At 74.1% G+C, this 20,542-nt stretch carries 14 protein-coding genes and 2 tRNA genes; 13 read left to right on the top strand and 3 right to left on the bottom strand.

The window, feature by feature from the left end; genetic code table 11:
* Nucleotides 1–69 precede the first annotated feature (69 nt).
* Nucleotides 70–1,128 (top strand): HTTM domain-containing protein, encoded by a 1,059-nt coding sequence (locus tag AQJ66_RS16710; RefSeq protein WP_061922542.1) that lies wholly within the window; start codon nt 70–72, stop codon nt 1,126–1,128.
* An 81-nt stretch (nt 1,129–1,209) separates the two neighbouring features.
* Here AQJ66_RS16710 and AQJ66_RS16705 read toward each other — a convergent pair whose 3' ends face one another.
* Nucleotides 1,210–2,151: a bifunctional DNA primase/polymerase gene (locus AQJ66_RS16705; protein WP_079060254.1), complete on the bottom strand. Its 942-nt coding sequence runs from the start codon at nt 2,149–2,151 to the stop codon at nt 1,210–1,212.
* Nucleotides 2,152–2,687: 536 nt separating this feature from the next.
* Between AQJ66_RS16705 and AQJ66_RS16700 the strand changes: the two genes are divergently transcribed.
* Together AQJ66_RS16700 and AQJ66_RS16695 are read left to right on the top strand one after the other, a co-directional pair.
* On the top strand, nt 2,688–3,245 hold the full coding sequence (locus tag AQJ66_RS16700) for a SigE family RNA polymerase sigma factor (protein ID WP_061922002.1): 558 nt from the start codon (nt 2,688–2,690) through the stop codon (nt 3,243–3,245).
* Nucleotides 3,246–3,424: 179 nt separating this feature from the next.
* Nucleotides 3,425–5,080 carry a long-chain fatty acid--CoA ligase gene (locus AQJ66_RS16695; protein ID WP_061921999.1) on the top strand — a complete coding sequence of 552 codons (1,656 nt, stop codon included), beginning with the start codon at nt 3,425–3,427 and terminating at the stop codon, nt 5,078–5,080.
* Nucleotides 5,081–5,161: 81 nt separating this feature from the next.
* Here AQJ66_RS16695 and AQJ66_RS16690 read toward each other — a convergent pair whose 3' ends face one another.
* Nucleotides 5,162–9,574 (bottom strand): response regulator, encoded by a 4,413-nt coding sequence (locus AQJ66_RS16690; RefSeq protein ID WP_079060253.1) that lies wholly within the window; start codon nt 9,572–9,574, stop codon nt 5,162–5,164.
* Between the two features lie 231 nt (nt 9,575–9,805).
* Nucleotides 9,806–10,309 (bottom strand): SSI family serine proteinase inhibitor, encoded by a 504-nt coding sequence (locus tag AQJ66_RS16685; protein WP_061921993.1) that lies wholly within the window; start codon nt 10,307–10,309, stop codon nt 9,806–9,808.
* 202 nt (nt 10,310–10,511) lie between these two features.
* On the opposite strand from AQJ66_RS16685, the gene AQJ66_RS16680 reads away from it, so the two are divergent.
* The 10 genes from AQJ66_RS16680 to AQJ66_RS16635 all read left to right on the top strand — a co-directional run bounded on the left by AQJ66_RS16680 (nt 10,512) and on the right by AQJ66_RS16635 (nt 20,537).
* Nucleotides 10,512–10,602: transfer RNA gene (locus tag AQJ66_RS16680), tRNA-Ser, on the top strand.
* Nucleotides 10,603–10,792: 190 nt separating this feature from the next.
* Nucleotides 10,793–10,865: transfer RNA gene (locus tag AQJ66_RS16675), tRNA-Arg, on the top strand.
* Nucleotides 10,866–11,110: 245 nt separating this feature from the next.
* Nucleotides 11,111–11,332 (top strand): hypothetical protein, encoded by a 222-nt coding sequence (locus AQJ66_RS16670; protein WP_061921991.1) that lies wholly within the window; start codon nt 11,111–11,113, stop codon nt 11,330–11,332.
* A gap of 573 nt (nt 11,333–11,905) precedes the next feature.
* On the top strand, nt 11,906–12,553 hold the full coding sequence (locus AQJ66_RS37310) for a serine hydrolase (protein WP_079060252.1): 648 nt from the start codon (nt 11,906–11,908) through the stop codon (nt 12,551–12,553).
* Between the two features lie 70 nt (nt 12,554–12,623).
* On the top strand, nt 12,624–13,499 hold the full coding sequence (locus AQJ66_RS16660; RefSeq protein ID WP_061921989.1) for a DUF2797 domain-containing protein: 876 nt from the start codon (nt 12,624–12,626) through the stop codon (nt 13,497–13,499).
* Nucleotides 13,500–13,617: 118 nt separating this feature from the next.
* Entirely contained in the window at nt 13,618–14,358 is a 741-nt protein-coding gene (locus AQJ66_RS16655; RefSeq protein ID WP_208611377.1) for a response regulator transcription factor, read from the top strand.
* Nucleotides 14,355–15,986 carry a sensor histidine kinase gene (locus tag AQJ66_RS16650; protein WP_061921986.1) on the top strand — a complete coding sequence of 544 codons (1,632 nt, stop codon included), beginning with the start codon at nt 14,355–14,357 and terminating at the stop codon, nt 15,984–15,986. The genes AQJ66_RS16655 and AQJ66_RS16650 overlap by 4 nt, the downstream gene beginning before the upstream one ends.
* A gap of 14 nt (nt 15,987–16,000) precedes the next feature.
* Nucleotides 16,001–17,437: a bifunctional glycosyltransferase family 2/GtrA family protein gene (locus AQJ66_RS16645; protein WP_061921983.1), complete on the top strand. Its 1,437-nt coding sequence runs from the start codon at nt 16,001–16,003 to the stop codon at nt 17,435–17,437.
* Complete coding sequence (locus AQJ66_RS16640) at nt 17,434–19,659, top strand: ArnT family glycosyltransferase (RefSeq protein ID WP_107118952.1); 2,226 nt, start codon at nt 17,434–17,436, stop codon at nt 19,657–19,659. Before AQJ66_RS16645 ends, AQJ66_RS16640 begins: the two co-directional genes overlap by 4 nt.
* A 128-nt stretch (nt 19,660–19,787) precedes the next feature.
* Entirely contained in the window at nt 19,788–20,537 is a 750-nt protein-coding gene (locus tag AQJ66_RS16635; RefSeq protein ID WP_061921982.1) for a TetR/AcrR family transcriptional regulator, read from the top strand.
* The last annotated feature ends 5 nt before the right edge of the window (nt 20,538–20,542 follow it).

The following is a 20,542-nucleotide window of genomic DNA, read 5'->3' as shown; positions in this document are numbered from 1 at the left end:
GTGGCGGCGGCCACGCCGCCGGGGCCGGGGCACGGCACCGAGCGGGCGAGCGCACGCACGTCGCAGCACATGCCCGCCCGCGTCTCCGCGCTGCTCACCCTCCTGCTGGAGCAGCCGGTCTCCCTGTACGCCGCGGCGGTCCTGCGCATCGGGTACGGGTTCCTCTACCTCGCCTTCCTGCTGCGCGAATTTCCCCACCGCGACGAGATCTGGGGTCCCGATTCGCCGTGGACGCCGGCACTGGCCAGGCAGCTCTTCGACCAGACCGGCTGGGCCAGCGTCCTCACCCTGTCCGACAGCCGCGCCTACTTCGAGGTCTGCTACGCCGCCGCGCTGATCACCTCCGCACTGTTCATGCTGGGCTGGCGGACCAGAGCGGTGTCCGTGCTCTTCGCGGTCGTAGTGACGTCGTTCCATGCCAGGGCGATCTTCATGACGGACGGAGGGGACAACCTCATCCTCCTCATGGCCCTCTACCTCGTCGTCACCGCATGCGGCCGGCGCTGGTCCCTCGACGCGCGCAGAACCCGGATCCGAGCCTCAGCCGGCGGGACTCCCCGGTTTCCGCTGGACCGGCCATCCCGCGAGCTGCGACGCCACCTCCGCGACGCGCGTCTGACAGTGATCACCGTGCTGCACAACTGCGGCATGCTCGCCATCGCCGCCCAGGTCTGCTTCCTCTACGGATCCGCGGGCCTGTACAAGGTGCAGGGCGCCACCTGGGGCAACGGAACCGCCCTGCACTACGCCCTGAGCCTCGACCTGTTCCGGCCCTGGCCCGAACTCTCCCGTGCGGCGGACGGACACGAGGTACTGATCGCCCTCGCCTGCTATCTGACGGTACTGCTGCAGGTGGCCTTCCCGTTCGTCCTGTTCGGCAGGCTCAAGTACCCCGTCCTGGGGATGCTGCTGGGCATGCATCTGGGTATCGCCGTGTTCCTGGGACTGCCGCTCTTCTCCGGCGCCATGATTGCCGCGGACGCCGTGTTCCTTCCGGACCGCTTCTACCGGTTCCTCGGACAGCTGTGGCGGGGCACCATCCGGCGGACAGACGTTCGTCAGGCGGGGACCGCATCCTGCGGAGAGCCGGCACTCGTGCCCCCGCAGCACACACCGTCGAGCCCGTGAGGGGGCCCGTTCTGCGGGGGTGACGGTCAGCGGATGACCAGTGTCCGGGGTACCGGAGCCGGGCAACGGTTGCCAGGATGGTCAAGCCTCGGCGTCGGGCGCTTCGACCGGCCGGGTCGGCGGCGGGCCGTTCCGGTTGCGCCGTCCGCCCGACGGCCGTGTCCCCGTCATCCTGGCCGCCGAGGCGATCGTCGCGCGGGCCTCGTGTTCGGTCAGGCCGGTGCTGCGGGCCGCCTCGACGAGGGGGGTGAGGAGGGCGGGGCCGATGCCGTTCTCGTAGGCGCGGCAGGCCGCCCAGAACAGGCGGGTGTTGCGCTGGCCCTCGTGCGCGGTGAGGACGAAGTGGACCAGGCCGCGGCCGTGTTCCCCGTGCGGCGGCGGGGCCGGGTGCGCGCTGGGCGGTGGGGGGAGCAGGAGGCGCAGGAGGGCCGGCGGGCAGGCGGCCGGCGGGAGGTGGGCGGTGCCGGGTGCGGTCGCGTAGACGCCGTGGTCGGTGCGGGAGCCGGGCCCCACCAGGTAGCCGCCGGCCCCGCGGATGTCGATGCCGGGGGCGAGCCGGCTCGCCGAGTTGGGCACGACCACGTCCGGCGGGCCGGTCAGCCACAGGTGGCGCCCGCCGCTCGGGGTGAGGACGACGACCGTCTCGGGGATCGTGAACAGGTGCCGTAAGGCCAGTTCGCGCAGTGCGGCCGGGGAGTCGGTGCCGGACTTGGTGTCGAGGTCGACGCCGATGAGGTGGTGCGGGGACAGGCCGCAGGCGATGCCGTAACCGGTGGCCCAGGGGGCGGCGGCGAACAGCTCACGGATGCGGGCCGGGTCGGTGGAGGCGTCGTACACGCCGTGGCCGGGGCGCCCGCACGCGCCGTGGCAGGGCGGTCCGGCCGGGGCGGGGTCGTCGCGGTGCGGGGAGCGCAGGGCCGGGAGCTTGGTCCGGGACAGGGGGATGACGGCCAGACCGCGTTCGGCGGCTGACAGGGCGTGCGCGAGGGCCAGCGTGGTGGCCTGCCGGTCGGTGGTGGCCATGCCTCTATGTTCGTACGCCTGTTCGAAAAAGGGAAGGGTGTCCGGCCGCGACACCCGCCTGGGAAGGGGTTTATCTACATGTCGTCACGCTTGCGTGCGAATCGGTCCTTCCGGGGTGGTTCGCCGGGGATTCGGTGGGCAACTTGGAGGTGCGACGCCGTTGGACGACGGCAGCCGAGGTGGCCGGCCAACCGCCTCGGTCCGCAAGCGCTCGGGTTTCGGAGGGAAGGGACGACATGGGAGATCTGTGGTGAGCCGGAACCGGGGCCCCTCGTGACGAGGGTCCCCGGGGGGTGTGCTTCGGGGTCATGACACGCCCGCGCGGCGGTGCTTCGGTACCGCCGCGCGGACGTGTGTCCGGGGTGGCCCGCGCAGGGGGCGCCGACGGCCGACCTCGGGGGCGAACCCGCAGGCGGAGTCGTCCTCCGGTCCACCTACAGGAGGTGGAGCCCGCACCACCCCTACAACCTGAGGGGGACACGCCATCGGGACCTGGGGCCGATCCGCCGCGGCGGACGCGCTCCTAGCGTGGAGCCATGACCACTCCCGTCTGCACCAGCGCCTCCGAGGCCGCCGCACCGCCGGCGCGGACCCCGGCGCACCCGTCGTTCTCGTCGTACGTGCGGGCGCGCCGGCCGGTCCTGCTGCGCACCGCGCGCTCGCTGACCGCGGACCCCAGCGACGCCGAGGACCTGCTGCAGACCGCGCTGGCCAAGACCTACGTGGCCTGGGAGCGGATCGAGGACCACCGGGCGGTCGACGGCTACGTGCGCCGGGCACTGGTGAACACGCGGACCTCGCAGTGGCGCCGGCGCAGGGTCGACGAGTACGTGTGCGACGAGCTGCCCGAGCCGGAGGCCGCCCCTCAGGACGCGGATCCGGCCGAGCGGCAGGCGCTGCACGACGCCATGTGGCGGGCGATCACCCGGCTGCCCGCGCGGCAGCGGGCGATGGTCGTCCTGCGCTACTACGAGGACCTCAGCGAGGCCCAGACCGCCGAGGTGCTCGGCGTCTCGGTGGGCACGGTGAAGTCGGCGGTCTCCCGCGCCCTGGGCAAGCTGCGCGAGGACCCGGGGCTGGAGCTGGTGCGCTAGGCCTGCCGGGTCCGCACCCGGTGCGCCAGTTCTCCCTGGCCCGCACCCGGTGCGCCGGGTCTCCCGCTTCTGGTGACCCGGGCCTCGTTTTTCCGCAGGCTAGTGACATACCGCGCGGTATGTGCGCAGAATCAGCGCAACCTCTACTCCCGCGTAGGCAATGTCGCCAGGAGGACCCCGTGCTGAGCACCATGCAGGACGTACCGCTGACCGTCACCCGCATCCTCGAGCACGGTGTGCGGGTGCACGGGCGGTCCCAGATCATCACCTGGACCGGCGAGCCCGAGCCGACGCGGCGCAGCTTCGCCGAGGCGGGAACGCGCACGGTGCAGCTGGCGAACGCCCTGCGGGACGAGCTCGGCGTCCGGGCCGACGACCGGGTCGCGACCCTGATGTGGAACAACGCCGAGCACGTGGAGGCCTACTTCGCCATCCCGTCCATGGGCGCGGTGCTGCACACCCTCAACCTGCGGCTGCCCGTCGAGCAGCTGGTGTGGATCGTCAACCACGCGGCCGACAAGGTCGTCATCGTCAACGGCAGCCTGATCCCGCTGATCGCGCCGCTGCTGCCGCAGCTGCCGACGGTGGAGCACATCGTCGTCTCCGGGCCCGGCGACCGTTCCCCGCTCGCCGGCGCGACCGCGCGGGTGCACGAGTACGAGGAGCTGATCGCGGGCCGGCCGACCACGTACGACTGGCCGGAGCTGGACGAGCGCCAGGCCGCCGCCATGTGCTACACCTCCGGCACCACCGGCGACCCCAAGGGCGTGGTGTACAGCCACCGTTCGATCTACCTGCACTCCATGCAGGTCAACATGACCCAGTCGATGGGCCTGACCGACCAGGACACCTCGCTGGTCGTCGTCCCCCAGTTCCACGTCAACGCCTGGGGCCTGCCGCACGCCACCTTCATGACCGGTGTGAACCTGCTGATGCCGGACCGCTTCCTGCAGCCCGCGCCGCTCGCCGAGATGATCGAGCGGGAGCGGCCGACGCACGCGGCCGCCGTCCCGACCATCTGGCAGGGCCTGCTCGGCGAGCTGACCGCGCGCCCCCGGGACGTGTCCTCCCTGACCCAGGTCACCATCGGCGGCTCGGCCTGTCCGCCCTCCCTCATGGAGGCCTTCGACCGGCTCGGCATGCGCGTCTGCCACGCCTGGGGCATGACGGAGACCTCCCCGCTCGGCACGGTCGCCCGTCCCCCGGCGCACGCGATCGGCACCGACCAGGAGTTCGCCTACCGCCTCACCCAGGGCCGCTTCCCGGCCGGCGTCGAGGCCCGCCTCAGCGGCCCCGGCGGCGAACGCCTCCCGTGGGACGGCGAGTCGGCGGGCGAGCTGGAGGTGCGCGGCAACTGGATCGCCGGCGCCTACTACAACGGCCCCGACGCCGAACCGCTGCGCCCCGCCGACAAGTTCAGCGAGGACGGCTGGCTGAAGACCGGTGACGTCGGCACCATCTCCCCCGACGGCTTCCTCACCCTGACCGACCGCGCCAAGGACGTCATCAAGTCCGGCGGCGAGTGGATCTCCTCGGTCGAGCTGGAGAACGCGCTGATGTCCCACCCGGACGTCGCCGAGGCCGCCGTGGTCGCCGTACCCGACGACAAGTGGGGCGAGCGCCCGCTGGCCACGGTCGTCCTCAAGGAGGGCGCCAGCACCGACTTCGAGACCCTGCGCGCCTTCCTCGCCGAGGAGGGCCGGATCGCCAAGTGGCAGCTCCCCGAGCGCTGGACGGTGATCGAGTCGGTGCCGAAGACGAGCGTGGGCAAGTTCGACAAGAAGGTGCTGCGGCGGCGGTACGCGGACGGGGACCTGGACGTCACCAGCCTCTGAGGCTTCAGAGGCCTCCACAGCCCTGACCGTGCCGTCCGGTACGCGGGCCGCCCCCTCGGGAGGGCGGCCCGCAGCCGTTTCTCAGTTCGTGCCGATCCGGGCCAGCAGGTCCACGATCCGCGCCTGCACCTCGGCGCTGGTGGACCGCTCAGCGAGGAACAGCACCGTCTCGCCGGACGCCAGCCGCGGCAGGTCGGCCTGGTCCACGGCGGCCGTGTAGACCACCAGCGGGGTGCGGTTGAGCTGCCCGTTCGCCCGCAGCCAGTCGATGATCCCGGTGACCCCGGCCCGCCGGTGCACCTGCAGCAGGTCCATCACCACGAGGTTCGGCCGGAACTGACCCGCCAGCGTCACCGCGTCGTCGTCGTTCGCGGCCCGCGCGACCTGCATGCCTCGCCGCTCCAGCGTCGCGGTCAGCGCCAGCGCGATCTCCGCGTGCTCCTCGATGAGCAGCACCCGCGGCGGATGCTGCTCGCTGTCGCGCGGCGCGAGCGCCTTCAGCAGGACGGCGGGGTCGGCGCCGTACGCCGCCTCGCGCGTCGCCTGCCCGAGCCCGGCCGTGACCATGACCGGCACCTCGGCCGCGACCGCCGCCTGGCGCAGCGACTGCAGCGCCGTACGGGTGATCGGCCCGGTCAGCGGGTCCACGAACAGCGCCGCCGGGAAGGCCGCGATCTGTGCGTCGACCTCCTCGCGGGAGTGCACGATGACGGGCCGGTAGCCGCGGTCGCTCAGCGCCTGCTGGGTCGTGACGTCCGGCGCGGGCCACACCAGCAGCCGGCGCGGGTTGTCCAGCGGCTCCGGCGGCAGTTCGTCGTCCATCGGCTGCGGACGCGGGGTGTCGGCGACCTCGACGGCCCCGCCGGGACCGTCCAGCGGCTCCGGCCCCTCGGCCGCGTTCGCGTCCGGCGCGCCTATGGCGTACGAGCGGCCGGCGCCCTCGGTGCCCGGGGCGAGCCGGGTCTGGCCGGCGAGCGAGGGGTGCGGTACGGCCGCCTGCCCGGGCAGGGGCGTCTGCGGGGGTGCCTGACCGGGCACCTGACCCGGCGTCTGCCCGGCGAGCGACGGCTGTACGGGGGCCTGCTCGGCCGGCGGATGCGGGCGGGCCGCCTGTTCCGGCTGCGCCTCCTGGCGAGCCGCCGGGTCGGGGGGCGTGCCGAGCTTGCGCCGCCGGCCGCCGCCGCCCGGGGCGTGCGGCGGCGGGGTCGCGGTCGGCTGCTGCACCTGCGCGGCCTGCCGCGCGAACGGCACGCCCTGCCCGAGCGTGCGGACGCTGATGGCCCGGCCCTGCGTGGAGTTGGGGTCGATCGGGGCTCCTGCGGCCCCCGGGGCCACCGGAGGCACCGGGGTCTCGGCGGGCAGGGGGAGCGCGGGGCCGGGGGCGGGCTGGGCCACCTGGGGAGCCTGAACCGGGGCCTGGGGGTGGGCCGGCGCCTGCGGCGGGACTGGAGCCTGGGCCTGGGCGGGAACGCCGGCGCCGGTGGTGTCGTCGGTGCCGGGCCACTGCTGCGGGACGGTGGCCATGGGGGTGCCGGCGGCCGGGGCCGCCGGGGGGACGGCCTGTGCCGCCGGGACGGGTGCGGCGGGCGGCTGCTGGGCGTGGGGCACCTGGGCGGGGATGGACACCCCGGTCGCCGGACCCTCCGGACCGGGGACACCCTGCACGGGCACGGGAGCGCCGGGGACAGGGGCGGGCTGAGCGGCCGCCACACCGGGCTGTCCGGCGGGAGCGGCGGCCGGCGCGGCAGCCGTACCCTGCGCGGGAACGACGCCCTGCCCGGGCACCGGCGAACCCTGCGGCACCTGCCCGGGCTGCACCGGCTGCCCGTTCTGCACCGGCACGGGAACGGCCTGCTCCGGAGTCACCTGAGCGGGCACCTGGACCGGCACACCGGGCTCGGCGGGAGCACCCTGCGCCACGTCCGCGACCTGCGGCTGCGGCGGAGCCACGACCCGCCGGCGGCGGCCCGTCGGCGCGCTCGTGGGATGCGGCTGGGGCGGGGTGTGGTCCGCGGCCTCGCCGAGCGGCACGGCGTCATGCCGCCCCTCGTCGCCCACGGCCCCCTGGCCGACCGCGCCGGGCACCGGCGCCTGGCCGGGGATCCCGGCCGGGGGCTGCGCCTCCGGAGGCGCGCCGGACGCGCGATCGGCCTCGGCCGGGGGCAGCGCGAACACCGTACGGCCCCCCGCCTCCTGCGCGGCGGCCCGCTCCGCGGCGGCGGCCAGCGCCCGCCGGCGCCGTCCGGTCGGCTGCCCGTCCTCGGCCGGAACGGGCCCGGCCGCCTCGGGACCGGCCGCGGGCAGCGCGGGCGGCAGGGCGGCCTGCGGCTCGCCGGAGTCATGCCGGGCGCGCCGGCCCGCGGGTACGGGCACACCCTGCGGGGGCACGGTGCCACCGAGGCCGCTGCCCACGGCGGCGGTCCCCGCGGCGTGCTCGGCCGCGGTCATCACGGCGCCCTCCGCGACATCCGCACCGGCACCCGGACCTGCGCCGGGATCGGCGGGCCGTCCGCGCCGGCGCCCGGTACCACCGGACGGCGGGGTCTCCGTGTCCTCGGCCGGCACGGCCGGCACGCCCGCCTCGACGGCGGCCGCCGCGCGCCTGCGGCGCCGCCCGGTCGGCGCGGGCGCCTCCGCGTCGTCACCGTCACCGGACCCGTCCGCGGCCGCGCCCGGGACGTCGCTCTCCAGGAAGGCGTCCGTGGAGCCCCGCCGGGCCCGCCGCCGTCCGCCGGCGCCACCCTGCTCCACGGCGAGGGGACCCCCGGCCGGCCCGGCGCCTGCGGCGGGGACGTCCTCGGTGCCGTCCGGCACCTGCGCGGCGACCGCTCCGGCCCCGCCGCCGAGCGGCACCTCGAGCACGTACGCGCTGCCGCTCATGCCCGGCACCTCGTGCGTCTGCAGCACTCCGCCGTGCGCGCGCACGATCCCGCGCACGATCGGCTCGTGCACCGGGTCCCCGCCCGCGTACGGCCCGCGCACCTCGATCCGCGCGACCTCGCCGCGCTGCGCGGCCGCCACCACGACGGTGCTGTCCATGTAACCGCCCGCCGAGACGGGCGCGTTGCCGGTGGCGTCGACGCCGGCCACGTCCGCGACGAGATGCGCGAGGGCGGTGGCGAGCCGCTGCGGGTCGACCTCGGCCTCGATGGGCGGCGCGTGCACGGCGAACTGCACCCGGCCCGGCCCGATCAGCTCGACGGCCCCGTCCACGCCGGCGGCGACGACGGCGTCCAGCATCACCTTCGTGCGGGTGATGTCCTCCGCGCCCGTGTCCAGCCGCTGGTAGCCGAGCACGTTGTCGATCAGGGTGGTGATCCGGGAGTAACCGGCCGAGAGGTGGTGGAGCACCTGGTTGGCCTCGGGCCACAGCTGCCCGGCGTCGTCGGCGGCCAGGGCCGACAGCTCACGGCGCAGCTCGTCCAGCGGGCCGCGCAGCGACCGCCCGAGCAGGGTGAGCAGCTGCTCGTGCCGCCCGGCGAGCGCCTCGTACCGGTCCTTCTCCCGCTCGCCGAGCGCGGCGTACCGCTCCTCGCCGGCCGCGAGCTCCTCCTCGTGCCGTTCGCGCAGCTCCTCGACCTCGGTGACGTGCTGCTGGCGCAGTGCGGTCAGGTCGGAGGCATGCTCCTCGGAGAGCCGCTCGAGCTCGTCGGCGTGCGCCTTCTCCAGCGCCTCCTTCTCCGCGGCGAGGGCGTCGTAGGACCGCCGGTCGGTGAAGGTCATGACGGCGCCGACGAGCTGGTCGCCGTCGCGGACGGGCGCGGTGGTGAGGTCGACGGAGACCTTCTCCTCCGCCTTGGACCACAGCACCTGCCCGCGCACCCGGTGCTTGCGCCCGGAGCGCAGGGTGTCGGCGAGCGGCGACTCGTCGTACGGGAACGGGGAGCCGTCGGCGCGCGAGTGCAGCACCAGCGTGTGCAGCTCCTTGCCGCCGAGTTCACCGGCCCGGTATCCCAGTATCTGGGCGGCGGCCGGGTTGACGAGCACGATCCGCCCGTCGGTGTCGGTCCCGACGACGCCCTCGGACGCGGCCCGCAGGATCATCTCGGTCTGCCGCTGCGAGCGCGCCAGCTCCGCCTCGGTGTCCACGGTGCCGGACAGGTCCCGGACGACGAGCATGAGCAGCTCGTCGCCGGTGTAGCCGTAACCGTCGTACGCCTGCTGGCCGTTCTCCAGGTTCGCGCTCGTGACCTCGACCGGGAACGCGCTGCCGTCGGTGCGCCGCGCCATCATCCGCGTCGGCTTGGTCCGCCCGCGCGGGTCCATGTGGTCGGGCCGGCGCATGGAGCCGGGGATCAGCCTGGAGTCGAAGTCCGGCAGCAGGTCGAGCAGCCCGCGCCCCACCAGGGCCGTCCCCGGGGTCTCGAAGGCCTCCAGGGCGATGGTGTTGGCGTTGACGACCGTTCCGTTGGCGTTGACCAGCACCAACGCGTCGGGCAGCGCGTCGAGTATGGCTGCGAGGCGAGCAGCGCCTCGGGATGGCCTGCTGCTCACGAGACGCTTCCTCCCTGTTACCGCACCTTGCCGACCGCTCGGGCCATCTTGCCAACCGTCCCGCGGCGTGTCACGCGAGGGAGTCTAAGGGCTCGGGTTGCGCTCGCGACGCCGGATGAGAGGGAGGTCGCACGAGGAAGTGACGGCGAACATGTGACCGGACGGTTCCGCTCCGCGAGACCTTCGCCGGACCTTTACGGCCCCATTACTCCCCATTGCGGCGTCGGCGGCTCAGCCGGGGAACTCCGGTGCGGGTCCCCCGACGCGGGGCAGCAGCGGCACCATCCGGTTCCACCGCCCGATCTCGCATCCGTCGCGGCGGTCGAACCTGGCGTCGACCGGCCGCCCGGCCCAGGTGCCGGTGACGCGGGCGGTGGCCGGCCCGCCGTGGACCATGGCGCAGGTGGTGCCGGGGGCCACCGGGGTGAACGCGTCCCGCCCCCACCGCGTGCGCGCGTCCAGCATCCGGCAGGTCCCCGCCACGTCCGGGTGCCGCCCGCCCTCGGGACGGCAGAACACCTCGTACCTGCCGTTACGCCCGCCCGCGGCGTGGCGCACCACGACGGTGAGGTGATCACCGCCCCGGCCGTCGGGCCGCACCGGCAGGGGTGCGACGGCGGCAGGCACGGCGGGCGCGGCGGCGGCCGGTACGGCGGTGAGGGCGGCCAGGGACGGCACGGCGGCGAGGGACACCGCGAGGACGCCCCGCGGGACGAAGGACAGCACGGAAACCATGCCCTGCCCAACGCGCCGGCGCCCCGTACGTTGCGCAGGACATCCGCAGCACATCAGCGGGACTCCCTGCCACGCCCCGCCGGGGAAGCCCTTTGCCCTGCGGCCCTCGTGCCTAGTACCGTGGGGGGCGATTGGTGACACCGCGCTCGACTGTGTCATCATCTGCACGCACCAGTCGCGCGCTTGCGCGAGTGGCTGTGCGGGAGGCGTCGCCTAGTCCGGTCTATGGCGCCGCACTGCTAATGCGGTTTGGGCCTTAAAGCCCATCGAGGGTTCAAATCCCTCCGCCTCCGCACCTCATCCGAAGCCCCGGTCCCAGTGGACCGGGGCTTCGTCGTCGTACCCCGCCTCCAGGGCGTTTTCGCAGCTCACAAGGGGTGTGCGGATCGGATTTCACATGACGGCGGCAGTCATGTAATGTTCTTCCTGTCGCCGCGAGCGGGCCGGAAGGCCAAGGAAGCGAAGACAAAAACTGAAAAACAGGCACTCGTAGCTTAACGGATAGAGCATCTGACTACGGATCAGAAGGTTGCAGGTTCGAATCCTGCCGAGTGCACACAGATCAGAGGCCCCGCCGGTTCACCGGCGGGGCCTCTGACATCAGCGGGTGACATCAACGCCCCCGCACGGTCCCGATCAGGCGGCCGGCTCGTCGCCCTCGTCGCCCTGCTCGTCGTCCAGCCCCAGTTTCGCTCTCCCCGGTTTCGAAACCACAGGTCAGGGGCATGAGGGGGCGGTCCTCTTCTGGATCTGTGCCGACGGACACAGCGAAAGGGGCCCGATGTAGGCGCATACTGAGTCATGACCAAGCCTGCTGCGCCGAAGCGTCACCTGCCCACCAGCCCCTTCAAGGCCCCGGTCACACCGGCTCCCAAGCACTTCGACGTGGGGGACCAGGTCACCCACGACATGTACGGCCTCGGCCGGGTGATCGGCATCGAGGCCGGAGTCGCGGCACTCGTGGACTTCGGCTCCGCGCAGGTGCGCGTCCTGAGCCCGTACGCCAAGATGACCAAGCTGTAGTACCGCTGTGCCCGGTCGCGGCACACCAGGCCCCGTCAGGGACCTGTCACGAAAGAGAGTCCCCCCATCGAACTGACATCGCTGTTCTCCGCCCCGGAAGGGCAACCCCGCGGCTCGGCCACGGCATCGCCGCCTCCGGCGACCAACCCCTTCCAGGCCCCCGACTTCGGGGACGACGAGACCTGGCCGCTCGAGGACCCGCAGGAGCCCGCCCCGGGCACCCGCGGGGCGCGGCACAGGGCGGCGTGACCCCCGCAGAAGGACGCAGGCCGGCAACCTGCCGAGTGCGCACAGGACAGAGGCCCCGGATCACTCCGGGGCCTCTGGCGTTCTCCGGCCGCAACCGCGATCGGCCCGCCGCGCCGGAGGCACCGGGTGGGCCACCCGGGTGGCCCCGGACCGCTCTCCGGGTGAGCCCGCAGGTGGCAGGAGCGGGGCGAGCCCCATGCTGGCTCGGGGAGTTCGCCGACGTCACGGTTCCTCAGCAGGCGGACACCTTCAACCGTCGCGGCACGGACGGCCGCACGGACGGTTCCGGGCGCCTCCCGACGAGGCCGCCACGAAGGGATTCCGATGCACCGACCACCGCTGCTCACCGCAGTCCTCCGCGCGCTCGCCCTCGTGCTCGGCCTCGGGCTGCTCGTCACCCCGGCCTCGGCCGCCGGCCGCGACGACGGCGCGGCACGCCGCCCCGGGGACGGCAGCAGCGCCCTCCTCGGCGTCCTCCAGGACGCCGTCCGGCAGGGCTCGCCCGGCGCGCTCGCCCAGTCGCGCACCGGCCGCCGCGTCCGCGACCTGGCGGCCGGCGTCGCCGACACCGCGTCGGCCGGGCCGCGGATCGAGGAAGCCACGGACTACAACCCCTCCTTCGCCGCGGGCAACGGCGACATGGTCTCCACGGTCGGCGACCTCGACCGGTTCGACTCCGCGCTGCTCGGCGGGAAGCTGCTCCCGGCCCGGCTGCTGCGCGCGATGCTGACCCCGACCCCGGGCTCGTTCCCGAACACCGACGTCCTCCGCTACGGCCTCGGCGTGGTGATCGCGCGGACGCCCTGCGGTGTCACCGTCTACGGCAACGCCGGCTCGATCCAGGGCTACGAGACGTGGATGAGCGCCACCCCCGACGGCCGGCACACCATGTCCTTCGTCCTCAACCAGGACTGGCTCGACCCGACCGACATCATCGTCCAGGCGATCACGGCGGAGTTCTGCCCCCGCTGAGCGGCGGACGGCAGCACTCGGGAGCGGGTCGACGGGGCGTTGTCGGTGCCACCGCCTACGCTCGTGAGTGATGGCACGGACGTGGAGATGCTCGGGACTGCGCTGGACCCCGCAGGGGCCCGTGCTGGTCTGGGACGGGGGGCGGCCCAGCGCGCTGCCGTGGGGGAAGCGGGTCGCGTTCGCCGTGGCGGCGGACGCGGTCCGCGGGTGCGTGGGCGCGCGGGGGCACGCCTGTCCGGTGCGCGCCGCGGTGCCGGGGCGGAGCACGGGGGCCCGGTGCGAGGAATGCGCGCGGCTGGACCGGGCGCACTCCGTGGCCGCCGACACGATCGCCGACGACCCCCGGCCGTACCACGTGTACCTGGCCTGGTTCGGGCCCGGCATGGTCAAGGTCGGCATCACGGCGGTCGAACGGGGGCCGGCCAGGCTGCTGGAGCAGGGCGCCGTCTGCTTCAGCTGGCTCGGCTCCGGCCCGCTGATGGCCGCCCGGCGCACCGAGGAACTGCTGCGGGCCGCCCTCCAGGTCCCGGACCGGATCCCGTACGCCGCGAAACGGGCGGTGCGGTCGTCGCTGCCCGCCTCGGTGGACGAACGGGCCGCCGAGGTGAGCGCGTTGCACGCGCGGGCCGTCGTACTGGACGCATGGCCGGAGTCGTTGGCCCCGGAGCCGTGCCGACCCGTGGACCACGCCGAGTCGTTCGGTCTCTGCGATGGGCCGGCGGTCGTCGTCGGTGACGTGGCCGAGCTCGTGCCGGGCGGGCAGGTCAGCGGTGAACTGGTCGCCGCCGCCGGGCCGGACCTGCACCTGGCCGTCGCCGGCCGCGGCGTCGTCGTACTGGACACGCGGCTGATGACCGGGTGGGAGCTGGCGCCGCCGTCGTCCCCGGCCGGCGGGTTCACCGTCCCCGTCAGGGAGTTGAGGAGGGAGCAGGAAGGGCTCTTCTAGGCGGGCGCCGGCCCGTGTGCCCTTCCCAGGCGCCGCCTGAGCGGAGCCTGTGCGTTTCTCAGGGAAATCACAGACTCCGAAAAGCCTGCTCTCAGAGGGCCCCGACAGGGTGTCCACCATGACCACGATCTCGCCCCAGGGGCGCACCGAACTGCTGAGGCCGGACGGGAGCCCCGTCCGCGTGCTTGTGGTGGACGACGAGCTGTCGATCACCGAACTGCTGAGCATGGCCCTTCGTTACGAGGGCTGGCAGATCAGGAGCGCGGGGGACGGGCAGGGCGCCCTGCAGGCGGCCCGCGAGTTCCGGCCCGACGCCGTCGTGCTCGACATGATGCTGCCCGACATGGACGGGCTGGCCGTCCTCGGGCGGCTGCGCCGCGAGCTGCCCGACGTGCCCGTCCTCTTCCTGACCGCCAAGGACGCCGTCGAGGACCGCATCGCCGGGCTCACCGCCGGCGGCGACGACTACGTCACCAAGCCGTTCAGCCTGGAAGAGGTCGTCGCCCGGCTGCGCGGGCTCATCCGGCGGTCCGGGGCCGCCGACCGGCGCTCCGACTCCGTCCTCGTCGTCGGCGACCTCACCCTGGACGAGGACAGCCACGAGGTGTCGCGGGCCGGGGACTCCATCCACCTCACCGCCACCGAGTTCGAACTGCTGCGCTTCCTCATGCGCAACCCGCGGCGCGTGCTCAGCAAGGCGCAGATCCTCGACCGGGTCTGGTCCTACGACTTCGGCGGACAGGCCAACGTCGTCGAGCTGTACATCTCCTACCTGCGGCGGAAGATCGACGCGGGACGCGAGCCGATGATCCACACCCGGCGGGGGGCCGGCTACCTGATCAAGCCCGCGGTGTCATGAGCGGACGACGACGGCCGCGTCCGGGGAAGCGACCCGGACGGCCGCGCACCCTGCGGACCCGGCTCGTCGTCGCGTCCGTGGTGCTGATCGCCGTGGTGTGCGCGGTGATCGGCACGGTGACGACCCTGGCCCTGCGGTCGCACCTGTACGACCAGCTGAACGACCAGCTCGACGAGGTCGCCTCGCGCGCGTCGGGCTCCTTCGAGCCGCCGGGCGGGCAGCCCGGGGACGGCACGGTACCGGGCGGGCACAAGCTCCGGGTGCACCCGATGAGCGCCGCCGACTTCGTCACCAAGGGCCCGCAGTCCCCGGGCACCATCGTGGCCAAGGTCGAGAAGGGGGTCATCACCGACGCCAGTCGCGGGGAGAAGTCCACCAGCGACTTCTCGATGACCCCGAGGGACCTGACGAGTGCGCAGCTGGCCGCCCTCGCGGCCGTCCCGCGCGAGAACCGCGGGCAGTACACCGTCGGCATCCCCGGCGAGGGCGACTACCGGGTCGAGTACAAGTCCGGCGACAACGGCTCCTACTACGTCGCCGTACCGACCTCCTCCGTCGACAGCACGATCAGCACCCTGGTCCTCGTCGAGATCAGCGTCACCGCCGCCGGTCTGGCCGCCGCCGTCATCGCCGGGTACGTGCTCGTCGGCGTCGCCACCCGCCCCCTGCGCAGGGTCGCCGCCACCGCCACCCGGGTCTCCGAACTCCCGCTCCACACCGGCGAGGTGAACCTCAGCGAACGCGTGCCGGAGGCGGAGTGCGACCCGCACACCGAGGTCGGGCAGGTCGGTGCCGCGCTCAACCGGATGCTCGACCACGTGCACGGCGCCCTGCACGCGCGGCAGCAGAGCGAGACGCGGGTACGGCAGTTCGTCGCCGACGCCAGCCACGAGCTGCGCACCCCGCTCGCCTCCATCCGCGGCTACGCCGAACTCACCAGACGCGGGCGCGAGCAGGTCGGGCCCGACACCCGGCACGCCCTCGGGCGGATCGAGTCCGAGGCCGGGCGGATGACCCTGCTGGTGGAGGACCTGCTGCTGCTCGCCCGGCTCGACGCCGGGCGGCCGCTGCAGTTCGGGCAGACCGACCTCGTCCCGCTGGTCGTGGACACCATCAGCGACGCCCGCGCGGCCGGCATGGACCACAACTGGCGGCTCGACCTGCCGGACGAGCCCGCGCTCGTGTCGGCGGACGCGGCCCGGCTGCAGCAGGTCCTCGTCAACCTGCTGGGCAACGCCCGCAACCACACCCCGCCCGGGACGACCGTCACCGCGCGCGTGCAGCGGCGCGGACCCTGGACGTGCGTCGACGTCGAGGACAACGGGCAGGGCATCCCGCCGGACCTGCTGCCGCACGTCTTCGAGCGCTTCGCCCGCGGCGACTCGGCGCGCTCGCGCGCCACGGGATCCACCGGGCTCGGCCTGGCCATCGTGCAGGCCGTCGCCGCCGCGCACGGCGGCGCGGTCACCGTGGACAGCGTGCCCGGGCGGACGGTGTTCACCGTGCACCTGCCGGCCCTGGGCCCCGCCGTCGCCCCGGCCGCGCCGCGGCCGGTCCCGGCAGGCGATCGGCGGTCGCACTCACAGGCACAGCACAGCACCACCACATGGGCGCGACAGGGCACTTGAGAAGAGTCGGTGCCATGCGAACCGACTCTTCTCCCGGCACCCTGCCGGCGCGGGAGCACCTCCCGGCCGCGGATGCCGGAACGCCTGTCCTGGACGTAGTGATCCCCGTCTACAACGAGGAGAAGGACCTCCGGCCGTGCGTCCGCAGACTGCACGAGCACCTCACCCGCACCTTCCCGTACGCGTTCCGCATCACGATCGCGGACAACGCCTCCACCGACACCACCCCGCTGGCGGCGGCGGGGCTGGAGACGGAGATCCCCGAGGTCACCAGCGTCCGCCTGGAGCAGAAGGGCCGCGGGCGCGCCCTCAGGACCGTGTGGTCCGCCTCCGACGCGCCGGTCCTCGCCTACATGGACGTCGACCTGTCGACCGACCTCAACGCCCTGCTGCCGCTGGTGGCGCCGCTGATCTCCGGCCACTCGGACCTCGCGATCGGCTCCCGGCTCGCCCGCAGCTCCCGGGTCGTGCGCGGCCCCAAGCGGGAGTTCATCAGCCGGGCCTACAACCTGATCCTGCGCGGCTCGCTCCAGGCCCGCTTCTCCGACGCCCAGTGCGGGTTCAAGGCCATCCGGCGGGACGTGGCGCAGGTGCTGCTGCCCCTCGTCGAGGACACCGGCTGGTTCTTCGACACCGAGATGCTGGTGCTCGCCGAGCGCGCGGGGCTGCGCATCCACGAGGTGCCGGTCGACTGGGTCGACGACCCCGACTCGACCGTGCACATCGTGCGGACGGCCACCGACGACCTCAGGGGCGTGTGGCGCGTCGGCAGGGCCCTGGCCACCGGTTCGCTGCCGCTGGACCGGCTGGCCCGGCCCTTCGGCGACGACCCGCGCGACCGCGAGATCCAGGACGTGCCCACGGGGCTGGCCCGCCAGCTCGTCGGGTTCTGCGTGGTCGGCGGCCTGTCCACCCTGTTCTACCTGCTGCTGTACAGCGTCTTCCGGCAGTTCTCCGGCTCCCAGACCGCCAACGCGCTCGCCCTGCTCGTCTCCGCGGTCGCCAACACGGCCGCCAACCGCCGGCTCACCTTCGGGGTGCGCGGCCGGGGCGGCGCCGTACGGCACCAGGCGCAGGGGCTGGTCGTGTTCGGCATCGGACTCGCCCTGACCAGCGGCTCGCTGGCCGCCCTGAACGCGGCCAACGGCCACCCGGCGCACTCCACCGAACTGGCGGTGCTCATCGCCGCCAACCTCGCGGCGACCGTGCTGCGGTTCCTGCTCTTCCGGGCCTGGGTGTTCCCGGACCGGGACGAGGCCGGGCCCGGGTCCGGCCTCGCCCCGGCGGTGCGCGAAGCGCCGTACGCGCAGGCGTACGCGGTCCCGCACCCGCACCCGTACCAGGCGACCCAGGTCCGCGCCGGTGACGCCGCGGACGGCACCTGGAGGGACGCCACCCCGCGCCTGCAGCCGGCGCGCCCGCACGACACCGATCCGGGGGACCTCCGATGACCACGCACTTCGAACAGCCGGCGCAGCACGACGGGCAGCAGGGCGGCCGGCAGGGCGGCGGGGCGGCCGTCTGGGGGCCGCCGACCACCGCTCCCCGGGGAGCACCCGAGGCCGGCGAGCCCCGCCGGCCCCGCCCCCGCGGGCCGCTGCGCGGCCGGCCCGAGGACCCCCGCTGGGCGCGCCCGGCCCTCCTCGGCCTGCTGGCCGCCACCCTCCTGCTCTACCTGTACGACCTCAGCGCCTCCGGCTACGCCAACTCCTTCTACTCGGCGGCCGTGCAGGCGGGCAGCAGGTCATGGAAGGCGTTCTTCTTCGGTTCGCTCGACGCGGGCAACGCCATCACCGTCGACAAGCCCCCGGCCTCCCTGTGGCCGATGGAGCTGTCGGTGCGGCTCTTCGGCCTCAACTCGTGGGCGATCCTCGTCCCCGAGGCGCTGATGGGCGTGGGCGCCGTCGCCGTCGTCCACGCCGCCGTGCGCCGCCGGTTCAGCCCCGCGGCCGGCCTGATCGCGGGCGCTGTGCTCGCGCTCACCCCCGTCGCGGCGCTGATGTTCCGGTTCAACAACCCGGACGCCATGCTGGCGCTGCTGATGTCCGCGGCCTGCTACCTCGTCGTCCGGGCCCTGGAGGACGGCCGCACGAAGTGGCTGGTGTGGGCCGGTGCCGTGATCGGCTTCGCGTTCCTCGCCAAGACGCTGCAGGCGTTCCTGATCCTGCCGGTCCTCGCCCTGGTCTACGCGATCTGCGCGCCGGTGTCGCCGCGGAAGCGGTTCGGGCAGCTGGCGGCGGCGACGCTGGCGCTGGTCGTCTCCGGCGGCTGGTGGGTCGCGATCGTCGAGCTGTGGCCGGCCTCCTCCCGCCCCTACGTCGGCGGCTCGCAGAACAACAGCTTCCTGGAACTGACCTTCGGCTACAACGGCCTCGGCCGGCTCAGCGGCGACGAGACCGGCAGCGTCGGCGGCGGTGGTGGCGGCGGTGGCGGCACCGGGATGTGGGGTGAGACCGGCTGGGACCGGATGTTCGGCTCCGAGGTCGGCGGCCAGATCTCCTGGCTGCTGCCGGCCGCGCTGGTCCTGCTCGTCGCCGGGCTCGTGGCCACCCGAGGGCGCGGGCGCACGTCCGTCACCCGGGCCTCGTTCCTGGTCTGGGGCGGCTCCCTGCTGATCACCGCGGTCGTCTTCAGCTACATGGCCGGCATCTTCCACCAGTACTACACCGTGGCCCTCGCCCCCTACGTCGCGGCCGTCACGGGCATGGGCGCCGGGCTGCTGTGGGAGAAGCGGCGGGAGACGTGGGCGTCGATCGCGCTCGCCGCCTCCGTGGCCGCGGCGGCGGCCTGGGGGTACGTGCTGCTCAACCGCACCCCCGACTACCTGCCCTGGTTGAAGTGGCTGGTGCTCGTCGGGGGCCTGGGCGCGGCGCTCGGCCTGGTCTTCGCCGGCCGGCTCCCCCGGCGGGCCGCCCTCGGGGTGGCGGCGGTGGGCCTCGTGGCCGCGCTGGCGGGACCGACCGCGTACACCCTCAGCACGGTGCGGCAGGGCCACACCGGATCGATCGTCACGGCGGGCCCGGCGGGCGCGAGCATGATGGGCGGCCGGGGCGGCGGTCCCGGCGGTATGCGCGGCGGCCCCGACGGCGGCATGCCGGGGCAGCAGGGCCGGGTGAACGGCAACGGCTTCCCCGGGGGCGGCATGCCGGGCCGGCAGAACGGCAACGGCAACGGCTTCCCGGGCGGAGGCATGCCGGGCCAGAACGGCGGCACGCAAGGCCGGCAGGGCCAACCGGGTCAGCCGAACGGCAACGGTTTCCCGGGCGGCGGCCGGACGGGCGAGGGCGTCATGGGCCGCATGGGCGGTGGCCCCGGCGGCCTGCTGAACGGTGCGAACGTCGGCTCGGCCGCCAGGAGGCTGCTGGAGAAGGACGCGGGCGAGTACACCTGGGTCGCCGCGTCCATCGGCTCCCAGAACGCGGCGAGCTACCAGCTGGCCACCGGTGACCCGGTGATGGCGGTCGGCGGCTTCAACGGCACCGACCCGTCCCCCACACTGGCGCAGTTCAAGAAGTACGTGGCGGACGGCAGGATCCACTACTTCATCGCCGGCGGCGGCATGGGCGGCGGCGACAGCGGCGCCGCGTCCGGGATCACCTCATGGGTCGAGAGCACCTTCAAGAAGGTGACGGCCGGTTCGGCCACCTTCTACGACCTGACGCAGCGCACCTGACGGAAGGACACCGCGCGGGGCCGGCCGACCCGGCCCCGCGCTCCTGCCGCGTACTCCGGCCGCGTACTCCGGCCCGGTTCCCGTTCTGGCATCGTGACCAGGTACCGGAGTGCGAGAGGGGTGCGCCGATGGGCAGGGCAGCCGCGCGGGGCAGTGTCTGGCTGGAGGGCAGGGCCCGGCGCGGCCGGCGCGGGGGACAGCCCTCGGGGCTGGACCGGGAGCGGATCACCGCCGCCAGCGTACGGCTGCTGGACGCCGAGGGGCTGGCGAGGTTCTCCATGCGGCGGCTGGCCGGTGAGCTGGACGTCACCGCGATGTCCCTGTACTGGTACGTCGACACCAAGGACGACCTGCTCGAACTCGCCCTGGACGCGGCCCTCGGGGAACTGCGGCTGCCGGCCCCCGAGGAGGACGGGGCCGACTGGCGCGCGCAGCTGCGGGACCTGGCCGCCCAGTACCGGGCGCTGCTGGTGCGCCACCCCTGGCTGTCGCCGCTGGCCGGCCGGTACCTCAACATCGGGCCGAACGCGCTGTCGTTCGCCCGCGGCGTGCGGTGCGTGATCCGCCGCGCCGGGCTGCCCGCGCACCGGGTGACCAGCGCCGTATCGGCCGTGTTCCAGTACGTGTACGGCTACGGCACCTTCGAGGGCCAGTTCCTGTCCCGGGTCGCCGACTCGGGCCTCACCCCGGACGCCTTCTACGAGCAGGCCATGAGCGAGGTCCGGCGCAGCCCCCGCGCCGCGGACCACCTCCGGGAGTCCGGGGAGAGGGGGGAGGCCGGCGGTGGGGACACGGTCGCCGAGATGATGGACCGGGAGTTCGCCTACGCCCTGGACCTCCTGGTGGCCGGCATCGAGGCGATGGCCGAACGGGACTGAGCGGC

Source organism: Streptomyces bungoensis (assembly GCF_001514215.1).
In the GTDB taxonomy this organism is placed as follows: domain Bacteria; phylum Actinomycetota; class Actinomycetes; order Streptomycetales; family Streptomycetaceae; genus Streptomyces; species Streptomyces bungoensis.
Note: the sequence above shows the minus strand (reverse complement) of the source record. Positions and strands in the feature narration are given on the sequence as shown.